This is a genomic window from Mesoterricola sediminis (assembly GCF_030295425.1).
Taxonomy (GTDB): Bacteria; Acidobacteriota; Holophagae; order Holophagales; family Holophagaceae; genus Mesoterricola; species Mesoterricola sediminis.
On the sequence record NZ_AP027081.1, the window covers coordinates 4,269,697 to 4,285,090 of the forward strand.

A 15,394-nucleotide genomic window follows, 5' to 3' on the forward strand; every position below is an offset into this window, starting at 1 on the left:
CGGGTGGGTCGCGACCTCGCCCCAGGGCCATCACGCCTTCACCTTCAAGTAAGGGAACCGGGCAGAAACCCACTCAGCATGCTGGTCCGCGAGCAACGAGCCCAGAAGGCGCAGCACTGCGGCCCGGTTCGGAAAGATGCCCACCACGTCGGATCGCCGGCGAAGCTCACGGTTCTCCCGTTCCAGCACGTTGGTCGAGTGGATCTTTCGCCAGTGGGCTTTGGGGAAATCCATGTAGACCAGGACGTCCTCCACCGCCTCGTCCAGCAGGGCCGAGAAGCCGGGGTGCTTGCGCTGGGTATCCAGGGCCAGGGCTGCGAACAACCGCTGCGCATCCTCCTTGCAGGGCGCCTGGAAGGCCTGCTTCAGGCGGTCCAGAAGCTCCTCCTGCGCCGCCTTGGGCAACCGCGTCGCTGCATTCCGCATGAAATGAACCCGGCACCGCTGCCAGGAGACACCGTTCAGGACCCGCCGCACCGCCGCCTTCAGCCCAGTGTGGGCGTCCGAAACCACCAGCTCGACGCCCTTCAGCCCGCGCTTGACCAGGCCCTCCAGGAAGCCGCTCCACGCCGATTCCATCTCGCCATCAGCAACTTCCAGGCCCAGCACCTCCCGGTATCCCTGCTGGTTCACGCCAATGGCCACGAGCACTGCCAGGCCCACCACCCGCTGACCTTCCCTAACCTTCGGATACATGGCGTCCAGCCAGATGTAGCGGTAGGGGCCCTCCAGGGGCCTTTCACGAAACGCCGTCACCTCGGTATCCAGGTCCTTGGCCAGCCTGGAGACTTCGCTTTTCGACATCCCCTTGGCCCCCATGGCCTCGACCAGGTGCTCCACCTTGCGGGTGGAGATCCCGAGCACGTAGGCTTCCGAGACCACGCTCAGGAAGGCCCTTTCCCAGCTTCTGCGCGGCTCCAGAAAGTCTGGCATGTAGCTTCCCTGACGAAGCTTCGGAATCCGCAGCGGCATCGTCCCCAGGCGGGTTTCCCAGGCCCGGTCCCGGTACCCGTTCCGTTGATTCTCGCGCAAGGGCGAACGTTCCCCGGCCTCCGCCTGGCAGAGAGCGGTGACGTCGCTTGCCATGATCCGTTCCAGGGTCATCATCACGAGCTGGCGCAGGAAATCCCCGCTGCCTTCCTCCAAAGCCTTGCCCAGGGCCCCAAGACCCTCCACACTTTCTCTGGCCATCGTTCTCCGCTCCTATGTTGTTTCCGCAAAAACAAACATACGGAGGACGGTGGCCATCTGTCTGCCTACCCGGCTCTTACACCACTCCCTGGGACTCTATCGAATGCGCGGCGCCATCAGGCACTGCAGCACAGACTCACTATTCCAGCTCCTCCATGCTCCGGCACGGATGGGTATTAGCCATTACTATCCTAGATTACGAACACACCCTAGTCCAAATACTGTCGGTACAAGCCTTGCCAAGACGCCTCGGTAGCCTATAGTTGCAAGAAGAGGCGACCATGGCGAGGACTGCGGCGACGCTCCCGGCAGGGAGTCGGATCACCGATTACATGAGCTTGGGGGTAGTGGCAAAGACCTTCCCCCGAACCCACGTTGACGATGTTTTAAAACGCACAGGCAAGACCAGTGCGCGGCAACGGGACCTCCCCGCCCATGTCGTCGTCTACTACGTGATCGCTCTCGCGTTATTCATGCAGGCTTCCTACGGTGAGGTGCTGAGGTGCCTGCTGGAAGGCGTCCAATGGTTGATGGACAAGGCTGTCGAGCCGAAGGTCTCCCACAAATCCAGCATTTCCCAGGCCCGAATTCGGCTTGGTTGGGAACCGATGAAGGTGCTTCACGACGAGATCGTCAAGCCTATCGCGACGCCTCAGACACGGGGTGCCTGGTTTCGAAACTGGCGGCTGGTGAGCATTGACGGAAGCACCCTTGATGTTCCAGATGAGGCTGAGAACGAGGCAGCCTTCGGATCCATAGAGTCATCACGAGGCAAAGTCGCATTCCCGAAGGTCCGGTTTGTTTGCCTCTGCGAGCTTGGGACCCATGTGATGTTCGGGAGCTGCGTAGATTCCTATGAGGTCGGAGAGGTTGCCTTGGCGGAGGACGTGTTACCCCTGCTCGAACCAGGGATGCTCTGCCTGGCCGATCGCGGATTCAATTGCTTCAAGCTATGGAAGTTGGCCCAAGGAACCGGGGCTGATCTCCTTTGGCGCCTGCGTAAGGACATGAACCTGCCCAGGGAGAAGCAACTGCAGGATGGAAGCTACCTGAGCACCTTCTACGAGTATTGGTATGACCGGAAGAAGTCCACGAATGGAATTCGGGTCCGCGTTGTGGAATACACCCTGGAGGGGATGGAGGGAGCGGAACCGATCTACCGCCTGGCGACTACCATCCTCGATCCAGAGAAAGCCCCAGCCAGGGAATTGGCTGCCCTCTATCACGAGCGATGGGAGATCGAGAGTGCGTTCGATGAATTGAAGACCCATCTCCGGGGTCGCCAGGTAACCCTTCGAAGCAAGACGCCTGACCTGGTCAGACAGGAGTTCTACGGGATGATGATGGCCCACTTTTCCATCCGCGGCCTGATGCATGAAGCGGCCCTGAAGGGGGATGTCGATCCCGATCGTTTATCGTTCCTGCACGCAGTTCGGGTGATTCGCCGCAAGCTGACGCGTTTCGCGTCTCTCCCCCCCTCGGGAAAGGCCAGCATTCCATCAGAGCGTCCTATCTGAGCTGCTGAGCGAACCTGCAGGCTGTAGCCGCGACCGGATGAATCCCAGGGCCATCAAGAGGAAAATGAGCAACTGGCCGACCCGACTACGAAGTCGGGCCGGGACAAGGCGAGTCGAATTCGAAATCGAGGTCCTGGAGACACCTCAGCCCCGGCACCGGAACCCCAAAGGGCATCGCCGGCGGCCTCGATGATTCATTGTACCGACAGTATTGACCCTAGTCCTGCGCGCCGAAATAGACCCAGGACCAGCGCCGCACCCGGGTGCCCTCCACCGGGCCCCGGGCGTAGAGGCGGATCCAGCCCGCGGGGGGGGCCCACTTCACGAGGAGGGCCTGGTTCTCGGCCGACTCCCCCAGGCCCACGGCATCCACCCGGTAGGTCGGGGTTCCCGCCTCGGGGAAGGCCACCTGCACCCAGTCGCCCTGGCGCGCCAAGGGCAGGGCCACCACCTCCCGGATGGGCCGGGCGGCGCGCTGCACGTCCAGGTCCCCCAGGGAGCGGGGCGGACGGTTGCTGCCGGGGGAGAACTCCTTGGGCGCGGAGGTGCGCCAGACGCCCTCGCCCTCCAGCCCCCCCGCGGGGAACCCCGCGGCGGCGAAGGGGGCCCCGTCCTGGGGCTCCGTGCGCACAGCCTGCTGGGCCGGCAGCAGGACCAGGCGGTTGTGGAGGGTCCACCCCTCCGCGCTGGTGCGGTGCTCCCGCGCCTCCTTCATGCCCGCCAGGAGGGTCTCCAAATGGGCGTCCAGGGTCTCCACCCGGGCCCGGCTCTTCGCCAGGTCCACCCACCCCCAGCCCGAGGGCCCGCCCCAGATGAGGGCCCGGTTCCCGTCCACCGCGAAGACCGCGGGGTGCTCGCTGGGTTCCCCCGACACCAGGGGCTGGGAGAGGCTGAGGCACTCCACGGCCAGGATCTTCTCCGCCTTGGGCCCCCGGAACCACGCCAGGAATTCCAGCCCCGGGAGGCTGTCGCCGGGGCGCTTCTTCACCCAGGTGACGGTGAAGGCCTGCTGGCCCCGGCCGGGCCCGGTGAGGATGCCCAGGGCTCCCTCCTCCGGCGGCTGCGTGTCCAGGGCCAGCCAGGGCGTGGGCGGCGCGGCGGCCTTCCTCCGGCACCCCGGCGCCAGGCCGACAGCCAAGAACAGCCCCACAAGGAATGCCCATCTTGGAATCATGGTCGCCCCGGTTCTGGTGCTGAAGCATACCGCCAACCGGGACCCAGGGTCAGGGGGCCGGGGCCGCCACCGTCACTTCGGCCGTCACCTGGGTGCCATCCCCCACCTTCTGCAGGACCAGATGGTAGGTGCCCGGGGCCTCCGGCGCCTGGTACGCATAGACCACGCGGTTCAGCCTGGTGATCGTGCCTCCGTCCGGCTCGACCACGTTCAGGGTGAACTGGGCGACGGTGCCCGGGTCGCTGGTGCCCTTGGCCGCGAAGACCACCTGCTTGCCGGGGGCCACCCGGGCCGCGGACGGGGTGATCTGGAGTACCGCGCCCGGGTCCTCGGGAAGGAGGGTCACCTCCACCGGGACGGCGGCGGTGACGAGCTGCCCCTTCGCCGCCTTGACGCTGAGGGTGTGCGTTCCGGGCAGGGCGGGGGCCGTGAAGGTCGCGAGGGCCGTGCCGCTCGGCGTGATGTTCCCGATGGCCTGGGTCGCCCCGGTGTCCACCCAGGTGGCGCTGAAGCTGTACCCCGTCAAGCTCACCGGCTCGCTTGAGGCGGTGAACTCGATCGGCATGGCGACGACCGATCCCACCCGGGCGGTCAGGGCCTGGGGGGACAGGCCCAGGGTGGGCACCACCGTCGTCGGGCCGGGCTCCGGGTTGGGCGCCGGCGTGGGGGCCGGCACCGGCGCCAGGCCCGCCGAAGGGGATCCGCCGCCGCCGCAGGCCAGGGCCGCGGCCAGGAGGGGCAGGAGGAGGAACGTCTTGTTCATGAGCACCTTGCAAACGGGAAAAGGGCCCTCGAGGGGGCTGGAGCCGACCACGCCCGGCGGCCCATCAGGGTCCGGGCGCGACCACGGTCACGGTCGCCGTGACGACCGTCGGGTCCGGTGGGTTCCGCAGCTCCAGGGTGTAGGTCCCCGGGGTGGAGGGGGCCGTGTAGAGGAAGCCCCTGTCCGACAGCTTGACCGCGGTCCCGCCGGCCGGGTCCGTGGGGGTCAGGGAGAAGGCGTAGGCCGTGGGCTCCACGGTCACCGGTTTGACCATGAACGTCAGGCTGGCGCCGGGCGCCACCTGGACCAGGGAGGGCGTCACCTGGAAGGGCTGGGTGGGATCCCCGGCGGCGAGGGTCAGGGGGATCCGCACGGGGGCCGTCAGGGCCCCGTCCACCTCGGCCGTGACCCGCAGGGTGGCCGGGCCGGTGGTGGAGGGCGTCCTGAAGCTGATCACCGGGATCGTACCCCCCAGGAGGCTCCTGAACGCGCCCGCGTCGGTCCCCGTCTCCTCCCACACCGCCGACACGGTGAATTTCGCCACCGGGACCGTCACGCCGTCCGCACCCTGGAAGGTGGGAAGGAAGGCGTGGAGGAGGCCCGGAAGGCAGGTCGCGGATGGGGGCGAGACCACCAGGGCCAGGGAGCCCGGGACCGGGGCGGGGGCCGGCGCGGGGGCCGGTTCGGCCCCGGGGGAGGCGGCGGAACCGCCGCCTCCACAGGCCAGGGCCAGCGCCAGGAGGGTCAGGAGGAGGAGGGCTGGATTTTTCATAAATATTTTATTTGCATCCAGCCTTCAATGCCACCGGGGCGGCGGAGGTTCCCCCGGGCCGTACAGGGAAACCCCCGCCCTTCGGGGCGGGGGTTTCCGGTGGGGGCGGCTGGCCCTACTTGGCCTCGGCCTTGGCCCAGGAGTCCTTGAGGCCCACCGTGCGGTTGAAGACCGGGGCCCCGGGCTTCCCGTCGGGGTCGGCCACGAAGTAGCCCAGGCGCTCGAACTGGAAGGTCGCGCCGGGCGCGGCCTCACCCAGGGCGGGCTCGAGGCGGGCGTCGGCCAGGATCTCCAGACTCTGGGGGTTCAGGCCGTCCCGCCAGTCGCCGCCCTCCGGCACGTCCATGGGGTCCTTGGCCGTGAAGAGCAGGTCGTAGAGGCGGACTTCGGCCTTCACCGCGTGGGCCGCGGAGACCCAGTGGAGGGTGCCCTTGACCTTGCGGCCATCGGGGGCGTCCCCGCCCAGGGAGGCCGGATCCCAGGTGCACCGGAGCTCGACGACCTCCCCGGCGGCGTCCTTGACGGCCTCGCGGCAGGTCACCAGGGCCGCGCCCTTCAGGCGGACCTCGGCGCCGGGCGCCAGGCGGAACCACTTCTTCGGCGCCACTTCCTGGAAGTCCTCGCGCTCGACGTAGACCTCGCGGGTGAAGGGCACCTTGCGCCGGCCCAGCTCGGGCCGCTCGGGGTGGTTGGCCACCTCGATCCAGTGGGTCTCGCCCTCGGGCAGGTTCTCGATCACGAGCTTCAGGGGGCGCAGGACGCCCATGGCGCGCGGCGCCTTGCCGGCGAGGTCCTCCCGGACGCAGTGCTCGAGGAGGCCCACGTCGGCCACCATGTCGCGCTTGGCGACGCCCACGCGCTCGGCGAAGGCGCGCACGCTCTCGGGGGTGAAGCCGCGCCGGCGCAGGCCGGAGATGGTGGGCATGCGGGGGTCGTCCCAGCCGCGGACGTGGTTCTCGGTCACGAGCTGGAGGAGGCGCCGCTTGCTCATCACGGTGTGGGTGAGGTTCAGGCGCGCGAACTCGATCTGGCGGGGGTGGGGCCGGTGGAAGAACTTCCCGTCCACGTCCTGCTGCAGGAACCAGTCGTAGAGCGGCCGGTGGTCCTCGAACTCCAGGGTGCAGATGGAGTGGGTGATCTTCTCGATGGCGTCGGAGATGCCGTGGGCGAAGTCGTACATCGGGTAGATGAGCCAGGCGTCGCCGGTGCGGTGGTGGTGGGCCCGCTTGATGCGGTACATGAGGGGATCCCGCATGTTCATGTTCGGGCTCTGCATGTCGATCTTGGCCCGGAGGGTCCGGGAGCCGTCGGGGAACTCCCCGGCGCGCATGCGCCGGAACAGGTCCAGGTTCTCCTCGGGGGTGCGGTCCCGGTACGGGCTGTTGCGGCCCGGCTTGAAGAAGTTGCCCCGGTACTCCTTGATCCCCTCCTCGTCCAGGTCGCAGACGTAGGCCTTGCCCGCCTGGATCAGGTACTCGGCGTAATCATAGAGGAGGGGAAAGTAGTCGGAGGCGTAGTACTCGCCCGCCCACTCGAAGCCCAGCCAGCGCACGTCCTCCCGGATGGAGTCGACGTACTCCACGTCCTCCTTCACCGGGTTGGTGTCGTCGAAGCGCAGGTTGGTGCTGCCGCCGTATTTCTTCGCCAGGCCGAAGTTGATGCAGATCGACTTGGCGTGGCCGATGTGGAGGTAGCCGTTGGGCTCGGGGGGGAAGCGCGTGTGGACGCGGCCGCCGTGCTTGCCGCTCTCGCGGTCCGCCTCCATGATCTCCTCGATGAAGTGGAGGCTGCGGGTCTCGGGGGCTGGGGTCTCGCTTGTCATAATTCACATGGTATCCGGGCTGGGCCCGGATGCCACGCGGGAGCGGATCAGGCCCAGGGGGCGAGCCGGGCCAGGACCTCGTCCCGGCCCAGGAGGGCCAGGGTGTCGTAGATGGGCGGGCTCACGACGGTGCCGGTGAAGGCGACGCGGAGGGCCTGGGCCAGGTCCTTGAGCTTCAGGCCGTGGCGCTGGAGGATGGCCTCCAGGTCCGCCTTCAGGGTGTCGTGGGCGTAGTCCTCCAGGGCCATCACCTCCCGCAGGGCCGGCTTCACGGCCTCCGTGAGGAACCGGGTCCGGGCGGCCTCGTCGAAGGTCTCCGGCCGGGTGAAGAGGAAGGCCAGGGTGTCGGCCATGTCCTTGAGGGTGGCCCGGTTCTTGTTGCAGCCAATGGCCAGTTCCTTCCAGGCCGCGGGCCGGGCGGCCCAGGCCTCCTCCAGGCCCCGGAGGTGCCACTGCCAGCGCAGGTGGGGCTCGATCTCGGTCCAGTCCAGGCGCTGGATGAGCTTCTGGTTCACCCAGGTGAGCTTGTCCAGGTCGAAGACGGCGGCCGCCTTCTGGATCTCGTCCAGGGCGAAGCATTCGATCAGCTGCTGGTCGGAGAGGATCTCCTCCTCGGCGCTCTCGGCGGCCTTGCCCCCCACCTTGGGGGTCCAGCCCAGCTTGGCCAGGGTCAGGCGCACGGCCTGGGGCAGGAAGCCCATGTCCCGGAACTCGGTGATGCTGGCCGCGCCGTGGCGCTTGCTGAGCTTCTGCTTGTCCTTGCCCAGGATCATGGGGACGTGGGCGAAGGCCGGCAGGTCGTAGCCCAGGGCCTGGTAGAGGGCGATCTGCTTGGGGGTGTTGGCCACGTGGTCGTCGCCGCGCACCACGTGGGTGACGCCCATGTCCACGTCGTCCACGACCACGCAGAAGTTGTAGGTGGGCGTCCCGTCCTGGCGGGCGATGATCCAGTCGTCGAGGGTGGCCGCGGGCACGGCGACGGGACCCTTGACCAGGTCCTCCACCACCAGCTCGCCCTCCCGGGGCATCTTCAGGCGGATGGCGGCGGGCACGGAGGCGTCATAGCCCATCTCCCGGCACCGGCCGTCGTAGCTGAAGGCCTTCCCCTCCCGCTCGGCCTGGGCCCGGCGGGCGTCCAGGTCCTCCTTGGAGCAGCGGCAGCGGTACGCCAGGCCCTTGTCCAGGAGCTCCTGGATCTTGGCCTGGTACAGGTCCATGCGCAGCATCTGGCGGTAGGGGCCGTGGGGGCCCTTGTACTGGTCGGTCTCGCCCGGGATGGGACCCTCGTCCCAGTCCAGGCCCACCCAGGCCATGCCCTCCTCGATGATGCGGATGTTGTCGTCGGTGGAGCGGGTGAGATCCGTGTCCTCCACCCGCAGGATGAAGGTCCCCCCGTGCCTGCGGGCGTAGAGCCAGCAGAACAGCGCTGTGCGCACGCCCCCGATGTGGAGCATGCCGGTGGGGCTGGGAGCGAATCGTGTGACGACGGGCTTGGACATCCGGACCTCGGACCTGAACCTTCTAGTCTGCCCTAGGAAGGCCGGGTTCCCAAGCCCTGGCGGCTACTTGAGGTAGAGCTTGAGCCGGATCTCCACCGGGCCGGCGCTGCTGAAGAGGCTCCGGTCCAGCACCACGGGCACCTCCACCACGCTCGTGCTGGGATGGGCGCCGGGCTCACCCGCCGGCACCCCGCCCCCTTCGGTGACGGGCAGCTCCTCGATCTCCTCGAGCAGCTCGCCGGCACCCAACTCCTCCACCTCCAGAGGTTGCCTTTCGGCATCCGCCTCGGGCCGGGGGGAGGGGAACATGTCGGCCTGGGGGGCCTCCACCGCCGGGGCCCCGCCGCCGTACTTCTCCGTCAGGTGCTTGAGGACGAGCCGGGCCACCCCCGAGAGGGTCTCGCGCACGCCCTGGCCGCGGGTGGCGCAGGCCTCGAAGGTGGGTGCGCCGAAGCGGTTGATCTCCCGGTCCAGGACCTCCACCGGCAGGGCGCCGGGGATGTCCCGCTTGTTGAACTGGATGACGTGGGGGAGCTTCTCCAGGTCGGAGCCCTGCTCCCGCAGGTTGTCGATGAGGTTCTGGAAGCTCTCCCGGTTGCCGTCCAGGGCCTGGGCCTGGGAGTCGGCGACGAAGACGACGGCGTCCGCGCCCCGGAGCACGAGCTTGCGGGTGGCGTCGTAGAAGACCTGCCCGGGCACCGTGTAGAGCTGGATGCGGGTCTTCATCCCCCGGATGGTCCCCAGCTCGATGGGCAGGAAGTCGAAGAACAGCGTCCGGTCCGTCTGGGTGGCCAGGCTGAGCATCTTCCCCCTGCCGTCCTGGGGAAGGGAGTCATACACATGCTGTAGGTTGGTCGTCTTGCCACAGAGGCCGGGGCCGTAATACACGATCTTGGCCGTCAGCTCCTTGGTGGCCGCGTTGAAGAGCACCATTCCGCCTCCCGGGGGGAGAATGGTGCCAGATTGGCTGAACCGGTGGGCCCGGTCAAGTTGCAAGGGCCGGCCTAGAAAAAAACCGGGCCGGGGAGCGGCTGGGCGTTTGCATGCCCCAGACTCCGCCCCTAGACTGTCGTTGATATCCGAAACCGAGGGGACACCATGGCCAAGCTGCTCATCCAGGAGAGTAACGGAGTCCGTGAGTTCGAGCTCGTGGACCAGGAGGTCACCGTCGGCCGGGAGCTGGACAACGCCCTCCGGCTCGCGGACCCCAGCATCTCGCGCCACCACGCGGTGCTGCGCCGCAAGGACGGGGCCTACGAGATCCAGGACCTGGGCAGCAGCAACGGGGTGCTCGTGAACGGCGTGCGCCTCGAGGTCTCCCCCCTGAAGGACGGGGACCGGCTCACCCTCGGCCAGATGCAGATCACCTTCGAGGATCCGGCCCCGGCCAGCCCCCTGGGCACCGTGCGCATGAGCCTGGAGGACATGGCCAAGATGCAGGCCGCCCCCCTGCCCCCCCAGGACCTGCCCGCGCCGGACGCGCCCACCCCCGCCCCCGTGCTGGCGGCCGTGCCGCCGCCGCCCCGCCCCCTGCCGCCCCCGCCCGCCCCGGCGCCCCGGCCTTCCGCCGCGTCCAACCCGGCCCCCGACTTCCTCCAGCCCTACCTGCCCCCCGTCCCCGACGACGCCCAGCCCCTCCTGGCGGGCGGCGGCATCGAGCGGGGCGATTTCGGAACCCGCTTCCTCGCTTGGCTCATCGACGCCGGCGTGGGCCTCGCGCTGGGCCTCGTCTTCTTCGTGGCGGTGGCCGTGCTGGGCGCCGTCTCCAAGGGCATCCTGGGCTGCCTGGGCTGCGCCCTCTACCCCCTCGTGGGCCTCGGCTACCTCGTCTTCCAGCTGTGGTGCACGGTGGTCTTCCGGGCCACCATCGGCAAGAAGATGATGCGGCTCCGCGTCGTGCCCGAAGCCAACCCGGCCGGCAACATCGACTGGGGCCAGGCGATCCTCCGCTACGTGGGCCACCTGGTCAGCGGCTGGCTGGCCTGCCTCCCCTACCTGCTCATCCTCGGGTCCGAGCGGAAGGGCTTCCAGGACATGTTCTCCTCCTCGATCGTCATCAAGGTCGACCGCTGAAGAAAAGTTTCTGAAACGTCCCCCCCGGGCCGGGGAACCGGCTTAACCTGAGTGCATACGGACCTTCCCTGAAAACACCGTAAGGCAGGAGTTCCCATGCCCAAACTCAGCAATGTCCTGGCGGTCATTCTCGGCGGGGGGCGCGGCGCGCGCCTCTACCCGCTCACCAAGCTGCGCTCCAAGCCCGCCGTGCCCATCGCCGGCAAGTACCGGCTGATCGACATCCCCCTCAGCAACTGCATCAATTCGGGCATCTTCCGGATGCACGTCCTGACCCAGTTCAACTCCGTCTCCCTGCACCGGCACATCTCCGAGAGCTACAAGTTCGACGTCTTCCACACCGGCTGGGTGCAGGTGCTGGCCGCGGAGCAGACCCCCACCAGCGAGGGCTGGTACCAGGGCACCGCCGACGCCGTGCGCAAGCAGCTCTTCCAGATCCAGGTGGTGGGCACCGAGCACGTGCTGATCCTGGCCGGGGACCACCTCTACCGCATGGACTACGCCCCCATGGTCGCGAGCCACGTGGCCAGCGGGTCCGACATCACCGTGGCCGTCCAGCCCGTGCACCGGGACGAGGCGGACCGCTTCGGCCTCCTCAAGCGCGAGCCCGGCGGCAGGATCACCTCCTTCGTGGAGAAACCCAAGACCCCCGAGGCCCAGGCGAAGATGGTGAGCCGGGAGGACCCCGAGCGCCCCTACCTGGGCTCCATGGGCATCTACCTCATCCGCACCGACGTCCTCGTGGACCTCCTCACCTCCCACCCCGACTTCGACGACTTCGGCCACCACGTCATCCCCTACAGCATCGACCGGCTCAAGGTCTCCGGCTTCGACTTCGACGGCTACTGGCAGGACATCGGGACGATCCGCTCCTTCTACGACGTGAACCTGGAGCTCACCCGCCCCGACGCGCCCTTCAACCTCTACGACACCCAGCACCCCATCTACACCCACTCCCGCTTCCTGCCGGGCTCCATCTGCAACGACTCCAAGCTCTCCGACGTGCTCCTCACCGAGGGCTGCGTGGTCCAGCAGGCCGAGATCAGCCACTCCATCGTGGGCCTCCGCAGCCAGATCGGCCGGAACGCCTTCATCAAGGACAGCATCGTCATGGGCGCCGACTACTACCAGCGCCAGCGGGACCAGGCGCCCCTGGGCATCGGGAGCGACTGCCACATCGAGGGCGCCATCCTCGACAAGAACGCCAGCGTCGGCGCCGGCTCCATCATCAAGCCCTTCCCCCGGGGCACCGAGATGGACCACGGCGACTGGGTCGTCCAGGACGGCATCGTCGTCGTGCCCAAGAACGCCGTCCTGCCCGCCGGAACCCGCATCGGCCCCGGCTTCTGAACCTCAAGGCGCCTGCGGGTTCGGACGGCCGTCCCCCGCCAGGTGCCGCTCCATCCAGGCCGCCCCGAAGGCCACCAGATCCCGCGCGTCCAGCAGGCAGGCTGGCGCTGCGCCCGCCCGGCCCTCCCGGCCCTGCCCGGCCTCCAGGAAGGCCCGGGCGATGAGGCCGAAATAGTCGGGCGGGGCCCCCGCCACGAGCCGCTGGGTGGTGTCGTAGTCCTCGAACGTCTCCCAGGTCCGCACGCCCGCCCTCAGCACCGGCATGCGGTACCGGACCACCCGCTTCCCCTCCAGGCGGGCCGTGGCCTCGGCGAGGTGGAGGACGGTGATCCGGGACAGGGGCGCGCCCAGGACGAGGGAGGCCCCGCCGGCGTCCACGAGGCGCGCCAGGGGGGACCCGGGGCCGTAGGCGTAATCGTGGGGGTGATCCCGGGTGAGGTCCACCGCCAGGCGCCCCACCGCGGCCACCGAGGCCTCCGGATGATCGCTACGGCAGGCGCCCGGCCAGGTGCGCAGGTATTCGGCCAGGATGCTGTTGTGGCGGTCGGCCCGGGAGCGCCCCGCCTCGAAGGGCGGCTTCTCCCGCAGGTAGGCCTGCCGCCGGGCCTCGTCCCAGGTGTCCAGGGCGAAGGTGTCGTCCTCCCATCCCGTGAACATCAGGAGCGTCCCCGCGGGCCCCAGGACATCCAGCACCGCCTGGATCACCGTGTCGGGCCCGCCCACCACCCAGCCCAGCGCCCCCACCGACGCGTGGAGCATGACGGCCCGGCCCGGCTGCAAGCCGAGGGCCCGGATGTCCCCCGCGAGGCCGGAGCGGGTGACGCAGGGCGAGGGGGGCGCGGGACGGAGGGATTCGGACATCGGGGCTCCAGGGCGGGTGCAGGAGGGGTGCCGCCACGGGGCGAAGGGTTCGGGGTCCGGGGGGTGGAACCCTGGGCGGCTTCCGACGATCCGTCATCCGCCAGGGGCCGGGGTCAGAGCGTGATGGGGGCGATCCTGAAATTCTGGAGCTGGTGCCGGATGACGGCGGGGCTGACCTGGAACTCTCCGGCCAGGGCCTCGACCTGGGTCTCATGCACCGGAAGGCCACGCGTCCTCTCGGTCAACGCCTGCGCCGGCGCCAAGAATTCCGCCGCAAACGCGCGCCCCGCCCGCTGGGTCCAGGTGGCCGCCTCCGTCACGAGGCCCGGCGGTCCTCCAGGTAGCTGGGTCGCCAGGCCATAGGCGGCCCGGGCTGTGACAAACCGTCGGGCAGGCGCCGGCAAAGCTTGCGGCAATGCGAGCACGAGGCGGTTCCCGCCCTGCCCCAGGAAGCCCTGGACGTTCACCTGCTCCGCCTCGATCACCTCGGTTTCCAAGCCTCCGACCCAATGCCTGAAGAACCCTTCAAGATCCAGCAGGGGGTCCTGGGACCTGACCCATTCGGCCCGAAGTCTTCGGGCGCATTCATAACCAGCTTCGAAGGCGCGCCTGGCTGGGTGGGTTCCGCCTGCCCCCTTCCCATCCAGATGATCGTAGGTGCGCATCCGCGCCTGGAGGCAAGCGTCTCCGGCCCGCTTCCCGCCACGAGCGCGTCTCTGAGGGGATCGGCAAAATCCCGGATGACGCCTTCCACCACCCCCGCCAGCGATTCCGGTATCGCGTCCGGGTCATAGGGATCAACGCCCAGGGCCCCCATGACCCGGCAGAACGCCGCCTCGGCTCCCTTCGCCTCCCGGATCGCATGCCAGGCCGCGAACAACTGCCGGAGGTCCGGGGTGTCCACGAGCCTTCCACCTTCGAGGGCATCCCGCAACCGCCCGAGCGCCGCCTCGATGAACCCACGGAGGGCGGCCGTGAAGGGTTCCCGTCCGATCCGGGCCTCGCCGCTTCCGATGAAGCGGATGCGCTGGCCCTCCTGGGCCGGTTCCGGGTGCCATTGAAGCCTGATCACATCCTCATCCGCGAAGATGGAACAATCCGGAAGCGCGAAACCCTCCCGGGCCGCGACCAGGTTGTGCCTTCGCACCCAGGCTGCGTCGGAGGGGAAAAAGGACCGCGCAAAGGGGACAGCGGACGGAGCCCCTTCGTGAAGGAGGGACCACCAATTTTCTAACAACCATTCAAGGAGCGGCAGATAGGATCCATAGACGCCCTCCGCGCGCAGCCCGGATTGAAGCATCCCTTCCGTCAGGCAGGTGGTGTCATTCACCTGGATGGACAGCCAGGCCCAGGTCTCGCGCAAGCGTCCATCCCGGACGCCCGGGGCCTCCTCTGGGCGAAGGATGATCCTCATGAGCTTCGCAGATGACCGGGGCCCGCATCGCTGGGGTGGTCCTTGTGCTCGGGACTTCCGATGTAGCGGACCCTTTCGGCGAGGGTCCCGGGGTCGCTTTCTCCATCGGGCCAACTGCCGATGCGCTTGCGTTTCTTCCTTTGAAAGTCCGGCCTCATGATGCTCCCAAGGTAAATCAATTCCGCCCTGCACCCAAGGGCTCCCTCCCCTGGGACGACCCGGGCCCCCGGCGCAGGAGCATCCCTCCAGGCACCCGACCCGCCCCTTGCCCAACCCGGCGGCGCCTCCGGGCGGGGGGCGAGCCCAGGCTCCCGCCCCCCACGAAAAAGGCCCGCACGCGGCGGGCCTTCTCGTTCCTGGGCTCCGGACGGGCTCAGAAGGGGATGTCCTCGTCGTAGCCGCCCGAGGAGGCGGGTACCGGCGAGGGGGCGCCGTAGGGTTCCTCGTCCATGCCGCGGTCGGCGGCGGAGGGGCGGCTGCCGCCGTCCTCCATGCGGCCCAGCATCACGAAGTTGTCGCAGCGGATGTCGCAGGCGGTGCGCTTGGCGCCGGACTGGTCCGTGTACTCGCGGTACTGGATGCGGCCCTCGATGAGGACCTGCTTGCCCTTGCGGAGGTACTTCTCGGCGATCTCGGCCTGCTTGCCCCAGACGACCACGTTGTGCCACTCGGTCTTGGTCTGCTTCTCGCCCTGGGGGTTCTTCCAGGTTTCGGTGGTGGCCACGGAAAAGCGGGCCAGGGCCTGGCCGGAGGGGGTCATCTTCAGTTCGGGGTCGCGCCCGAGGTTGCCGATCAGCATCACTTTGTTCAACGATCCGGACATGCCTTCCTCCTTTTGACCGGCGGAGCTCTCCGCCTCACCGAGCGCCTCAGTCCATCTGAGCTGGTGGTAGGGTGTCAATCATGATAGCGGGAGTGGACGTGTCAAGGCTTGTCGTGACGTGCCGGAATAAATCCT

13 protein-coding genes and 1 pseudogene are annotated in these 15,394 nt (G+C 68.4%); 3 read left to right on the top strand and 11 right to left on the bottom strand.

Annotated elements, in window-relative coordinates:
* Positions 1-30 precede the first annotated feature (30 nt).
* Positions 31-1,191, bottom strand: coding sequence for an IS256 family transposase (locus R2J75_RS18550; RefSeq protein ID WP_316410508.1), 1,161 nt, complete (start codon positions 1,189-1,191; stop codon positions 31-33).
* A 281-nt stretch (positions 1,192-1,472) separates the two neighbouring features.
* Between R2J75_RS18550 and R2J75_RS18555 the strand changes: the two genes are divergently transcribed.
* Entirely contained in the window at positions 1,473-2,708 is a 1,236-nt protein-coding gene (locus R2J75_RS18555) for an IS4 family transposase (protein ID WP_316410773.1), read from the top strand.
* A gap of 217 nt (positions 2,709-2,925) precedes the next feature.
* On the opposite strand, the gene R2J75_RS18560 is transcribed toward R2J75_RS18555, so the two are convergent.
* The 6 genes and pseudogenes from R2J75_RS18560 to R2J75_RS18585 form a co-directional block, all read right to left on the bottom strand.
* Complete coding sequence (locus tag R2J75_RS18560) at positions 2,926-3,846, bottom strand: hypothetical protein (protein WP_243331677.1); 921 nt, start codon at positions 3,844-3,846, stop codon at positions 2,926-2,928.
* A gap of 85 nt (positions 3,847-3,931) precedes the next feature.
* Positions 3,932-4,645, bottom strand: coding sequence for a hypothetical protein (locus R2J75_RS18565; protein WP_316410775.1), 714 nt, complete (start codon positions 4,643-4,645; stop codon positions 3,932-3,934).
* Positions 4,646-4,709: 64 nt separating this feature from the next.
* On the bottom strand, positions 4,710-5,417 hold the full coding sequence (locus R2J75_RS18570; RefSeq protein WP_316410776.1) for a hypothetical protein: 708 nt from the start codon (positions 5,415-5,417) through the stop codon (positions 4,710-4,712).
* Between the two features lie 115 nt (positions 5,418-5,532).
* Positions 5,533-7,239: a glutamine--tRNA ligase/YqeY domain fusion protein gene (locus tag R2J75_RS18575; protein WP_316410777.1), complete on the bottom strand. Its 1,707-nt coding sequence runs from the start codon at positions 7,237-7,239 to the stop codon at positions 5,533-5,535.
* A gap of 47 nt (positions 7,240-7,286) precedes the next feature.
* Positions 7,287-8,738 (bottom strand): glutamate--tRNA ligase, encoded by a 1,452-nt coding sequence (gene gltX / locus R2J75_RS18580; RefSeq protein WP_243346440.1) that lies wholly within the window; start codon positions 8,736-8,738, stop codon positions 7,287-7,289.
* A gap of 360 nt (positions 8,739-9,098) precedes the next feature.
* A pseudogene (locus tag R2J75_RS18585) lies at positions 9,099-9,671 on the bottom strand (GTP-binding protein); the annotation flags it as partial.
* Positions 9,672-9,836: 165 nt separating this feature from the next.
* Between R2J75_RS18585 and R2J75_RS18590 the strand changes: the two are divergent.
* Positions 9,837-10,811, top strand: coding sequence for an FHA domain-containing protein (locus tag R2J75_RS18590; RefSeq protein ID WP_316410778.1), 975 nt, complete (start codon positions 9,837-9,839; stop codon positions 10,809-10,811).
* Positions 10,812-10,907: 96 nt separating this feature from the next.
* Complete coding sequence (locus R2J75_RS18595; protein ID WP_243331687.1) at positions 10,908-12,161, top strand: glucose-1-phosphate adenylyltransferase; 1,254 nt, start codon at positions 10,908-10,910, stop codon at positions 12,159-12,161.
* Positions 12,162-12,164: 3 nt separating this feature from the next.
* Here the strand turns inward: R2J75_RS18595 and aac(3) are convergent, their stop codons facing one another.
* The 4 genes from aac(3) to R2J75_RS18615 form a co-directional block, all read right to left on the bottom strand.
* A complete protein-coding gene (aac(3), locus tag R2J75_RS18600) occupies positions 12,165-13,022 on the bottom strand; it encodes an aminoglycoside 3-N-acetyltransferase (RefSeq protein WP_243346442.1) in 858 nt (285 codons plus the stop codon).
* Positions 13,023-13,135: 113 nt separating this feature from the next.
* The gene (locus tag R2J75_RS18605; protein ID WP_316410779.1) at positions 13,136-13,519 is read right to left on the bottom strand and encodes an ImmA/IrrE family metallo-endopeptidase; all 384 of its coding nucleotides are present in this window, start codon (positions 13,517-13,519) and stop codon (positions 13,136-13,138) included.
* The gene (locus R2J75_RS18610; RefSeq protein ID WP_316410780.1) at positions 13,504-14,385 is read right to left on the bottom strand and encodes a hypothetical protein; all 882 of its coding nucleotides are present in this window, start codon (positions 14,383-14,385) and stop codon (positions 13,504-13,506) included. The genes R2J75_RS18605 and R2J75_RS18610 overlap by 16 nt, the downstream gene beginning before the upstream one ends.
* Positions 14,386-14,809: 424 nt before the next feature.
* Positions 14,810-15,259: a single-stranded DNA-binding protein gene (locus R2J75_RS18615; RefSeq protein ID WP_243331695.1), complete on the bottom strand. Its 450-nt coding sequence runs from the start codon at positions 15,257-15,259 to the stop codon at positions 14,810-14,812.
* Between the last annotated feature and the right edge of the window lie 135 nt (positions 15,260-15,394).

Excerpts from the sequence above, each read along its gene's own strand:
- R2J75_RS18565 (WP_316410775.1), bottom strand. The coding sequence starts at position 4,645 with ATGAACAAGACGTTCCTCCTCCTGCCCCTCCTGGCCGCGGCCCTGGCC.
- R2J75_RS18595 (WP_243331687.1), top strand. The coding sequence starts at position 10,908 with ATGCCCAAACTCAGCAATGTCCTGGCGGTCATTCTCGGCGGGGGGCGC.
- R2J75_RS18570 (WP_316410776.1), bottom strand. The coding sequence starts at position 5,417 with ATGAAAAATCCAGCCCTCCTCCTCCTGACCCTCCTGGCGCTGGCCCTG.
- R2J75_RS18550 (WP_316410508.1), bottom strand. The coding sequence starts at position 1,191 with ATGGCCAGAGAAAGTGTGGAGGGTCTTGGGGCCCTGGGCAAGGCTTTG.
- R2J75_RS18615 (WP_243331695.1), bottom strand. The coding sequence starts at position 15,259 with ATGTCCGGATCGTTGAACAAAGTGATGCTGATCGGCAACCTCGGGCGC.
- R2J75_RS18590 (WP_316410778.1), top strand. The coding sequence starts at position 9,837 with ATGGCCAAGCTGCTCATCCAGGAGAGTAACGGAGTCCGTGAGTTCGAG.
- R2J75_RS18555 (WP_316410773.1), top strand. The coding sequence starts at position 1,473 with ATGGCGAGGACTGCGGCGACGCTCCCGGCAGGGAGTCGGATCACCGAT.
- gltX (WP_243346440.1), bottom strand. The coding sequence starts at position 8,738 with ATGTCCAAGCCCGTCGTCACACGATTCGCTCCCAGCCCCACCGGCATG.
- R2J75_RS18575 (WP_316410777.1), bottom strand. The coding sequence starts at position 7,239 with ATGACAAGCGAGACCCCAGCCCCCGAGACCCGCAGCCTCCACTTCATC.